The organism is Methylobacterium sp. WL18, from assembly GCF_008040015.1.
Classification (GTDB): Bacteria; Pseudomonadota; Alphaproteobacteria; order Rhizobiales; family Beijerinckiaceae; genus Methylobacterium; species Methylobacterium mesophilicum.
Genome location: NZ_VRVD01000560.1, coordinates 1 through 3,107 on the forward strand (window position 1 = coordinate 1; position 3,107 = coordinate 3,107).

Consider the following 3,107-nt stretch of genomic DNA (forward strand, 5'->3'; position numbering starts at 1 on the left):
GATGGGCGCCGTGGCGCGCGCCGCCCTGGCGGCGGGCGGCCACGTCACCGGCATCATCCCGGACTTCCTGCAGGCGCGCGAGCACATGCTCGACGCCGTGCAGGAGACCGTGGTTGTGCCCGACATGCACACCCGCAAGCGTCTGATGTTCGAGCGCTCGGACGCCTTCGTGACCCTGCCGGGCGGCATCGGCACCCTGGAGGAACTGGTCGAGCAACTCACCTGGGCGCAACTCGGGCGGCACCGGAAGCCGGTCGTGCTGGTCTCGGTGGCCGATTTCTGGGCGCCGCTGCTCGACCTGTTCGAGCACATGCGCGGCCACGGCTTCATCCGCGAGGGGCTGGACCTCAGCTACACCGTCGCCCGGGACGCGGCCGCGGTGGTGCCGCTGCTGCGCGAGGCCGGCCACGAGCCGGACCCCCAGGCCGAGGAGATCGTCAAAGAGCGGATGTGAGGCCGGGCCCGGACGCTTGGCTGCTCGGTCCCCTCGGACGCTTGGCCGCGCCGGCGTCCGTGAGGTCGGTGCGACAGGTCGGTGTATGAGGCCGGCGCCGCCGCACGGGGCGGCGGCAGGCGGAGTCCGAGCATGCGCGTCCCGATCCTGGCGGCCCTGGCGCTCGTCTGCCTCGCCGCCGCGGCCTCCGCGCAGGCGCCGCCGGTCCTCCAGACCCTCGATTACGCCAACACCCGGTATTCCGACCTCGCCCGGATCGACGCCGGCAACGTCTCGCGCCTGAAGGTCGCCTGGACCTTCTCCACCGGCGTGCTGCGCGGGCACGAGGGCGCCCCGATCGTGGTCGGGAACCGGATGTTCGTGCACACCCCGTTCCCGAACGTGGTCTACGCACTCGATCTCGACCACGACGGCAGGATCCTCTGGCGCTACGCCCCGCGCCAGGATGCGAGCGTGATCGCGGTGATGTGCTGCGACACGGTCTCGCGCGGCCTCGCCTACGCGGACGGGCGGCTGTTCCTGCAGCTGGCCGACACCACGGTCGTGGCCCTGGACCCGGAGAGCGGCGGGGTCCTGTGGTCGGTGAAGAACGGCGACCCGGCCCGGGGCGAGACCAACACCGCCACGGTCCTGCCGGTGCACGGCAAGCTCATCGTCGGCATCGCCGGGGGCGAGTACGGCGCCCGCTGCCACGTCACCGCGTACGATCAGGCCACGGGCCGGCGCCTCTGGCGCGCCTACGCCACCGGGCCGGATGCCGACATGCTGGTCGATCCGGACAAGACCACCGAACTCGGCCGCCCGATCGGCCGGGATTCCTCGCTCACGAGCTGGGAGGGCGACCAGTGGAAGATCGGCGGCGGCTGCAGCTGGGGGTGGTTCTCGTACGATCCGGCGCTGAACCTCGTCTATTACGGCACCGGCAACCCGGCGACCTGGAACCCGGCCCAGCGCCCGGGCGACAACCGGTGGACCATGGCGATCTTCGCCCGCGACCCCGACACCGGGCTCGCCCGCTGGGTCTACCAGATGACGCCCCACGACCAGTGGGACTACGACGGCGTCAACGAGATGATCCTCACCGAGCAGGTGATCGACGGACGCCCGCGCCGGGTGCTCACCCATTTCGACCGTAACGGCTTCGGCTACACCCTCGACCGCGCGACCGGCGCGGTGCTGGTGGCGGACAAGTTCGACCCGAGCGTCAACTGGGCGAGCCGGATCGACCTGGACCGCGCCTCCCCGGGCTACGGGCGGCCGGTGGTGGACAAGCGCTACGCGCCCGGCGAGGCCGACGAGGAGGAGGTCACCAAGAACATCTGCCCGGGGGCGCTCGGCGCCAAGAACCAGCAGCCGGCGGCCTACTCGCCGGTCACCCGGCTGTTCTACGTGCCGACCAACCACATGTGCATGGATTACGAGGCGTTCCGGGTGAGCTACACGCCGGGCCAGCCCTATGTCGGCGCGACGCTGACCCTGCACCCGCCCGAGGGCTCCGACCGGACCGGCGCGTTCATCGCCTGGGACGGGGCCAAGGGAAAAATCGCCTGGACGATCCCGGAGCCGTTCTCGGTCTGGTCCGGGGCGCTCGCCACCGCCGGCAACGTCGTCTTCTACGGCACGCTCGAAGGTTACCTGAAGGCGGTCGACGCCCGGGACGGGCACGAGCTGTACCGGTTCAAGACGCCGTCCGGCATCGTCGGCAACGTCACCACCTACCAGCACAACGGCCGGCAATACGTGGCGGTGCTGTCCGGGATCGGCGGCTGGGCGGGCATCGGGCTGGCCGCCGGACTGACCGACCCGGCGGACGGTTCGGGCGCAGTCGGCGGCTACGCGGCCCTGTCGCGGTACACCGCGCCCGGCGGCCAGCTCACGGTGTTCGCCCTGCCGGAGTGAGCCCGCGCGGACCCGTGCCGACGAAGTCCACGAACGCCCGCAGCGGCGCCGGCAGGTGCCGGCGGCCGGGATAGTAGAGGAACGGGCCGGAGAAGACCTGCCACCACGGTTCCAGCACCGGCTCCAGGGCGCCGCCGTCGAGCTGGGGGCGCAGCCAATCCTCGAACAGGTGGATGATCCCGGTTCCGGCCACCGCCGCCGCGACCGCGAGGTCGCTGGCGCCGACGCGCACGATCAGCGGGCCGGACGGATCCACGCGGACGATCTCCCCGTCGCGCTCGAACTCCCACGGCGCCGTCAGGCTGCCGCTCGGGAACCGGCCCAGCAGGCAATCGTGGGCCAGGAGGTCGCGCGGATGCTGCGGGCGCCCGCGCCGGTCGAGATAGGCCGGGGCCGCCGCCGTGGCGAAACGCTGCCGCCGCGGGCCGATCGGCACCGCGATCATGTCCTGCTCAAGCCGCTCGTCGTAGCGGATGCCGGCGTCGCAGCCGGCCGCCAGCACGTCCACGAAGCCGTCCTCGACGACCAGTTCGAGCCGGATCTCGGGATAGGCGGCCAGGAAGGGCGGCACGATCGCGGGCAGGACGAGGCGTGCCGCGCTCAGCGGCACGTTGAGCCGGAGCGGTCCGGCCGGCCGGTCGCGGAACCCGTTCACCACGTCGAGGGCGGCCTCGACCTCTCCGAGCGCCGGGCCGAGCCGCTCCAGCAGGCGGGCGCCGGCCTCGGTGGGCGCGACGCTGCGGGTGGTCCGGTT

3 protein-coding genes are annotated in these 3,107 nt (G+C 72.5%); 2 read left to right on the top strand and 1 reads right to left on the bottom strand.

Features of this window, described 5'->3' with window-relative positions; genetic code table 11:
- Position 1: 1 nt before the first annotated feature.
- Positions 2-454, top strand: a complete 453-nt coding sequence (locus tag FV228_RS24950; protein ID WP_147857012.1) for a TIGR00730 family Rossman fold protein — start codon at positions 2-4, stop codon at positions 452-454.
- Positions 455-586: 132 nt separating this feature from the next.
- The gene (locus FV228_RS24955) at positions 587-2,353 is read left to right on the top strand and encodes a methanol/ethanol family PQQ-dependent dehydrogenase (RefSeq protein WP_147857013.1); all 1,767 of its coding nucleotides are present in this window, start codon (positions 587-589) and stop codon (positions 2,351-2,353) included.
- Here FV228_RS24955 and FV228_RS24960 read toward each other — a convergent pair.
- The coding region (locus tag FV228_RS24960) for a LysR substrate-binding domain-containing protein (RefSeq protein ID WP_147857014.1) at positions 2,328-3,107 on the bottom strand (780 nt) is incomplete at its 5' end. The genes FV228_RS24955 and FV228_RS24960 overlap by 26 nt on opposite strands.

Excerpts from the sequence above, each read along its gene's own strand:
- FV228_RS24950 (WP_147857012.1), top strand. The coding sequence starts at position 2 with ATGGGCGCCGTGGCGCGCGCCGCCCTGGCGGCGGGCGGCCACGTCACC.
- FV228_RS24955 (WP_147857013.1), top strand. The coding sequence starts at position 587 with ATGCGCGTCCCGATCCTGGCGGCCCTGGCGCTCGTCTGCCTCGCCGCC.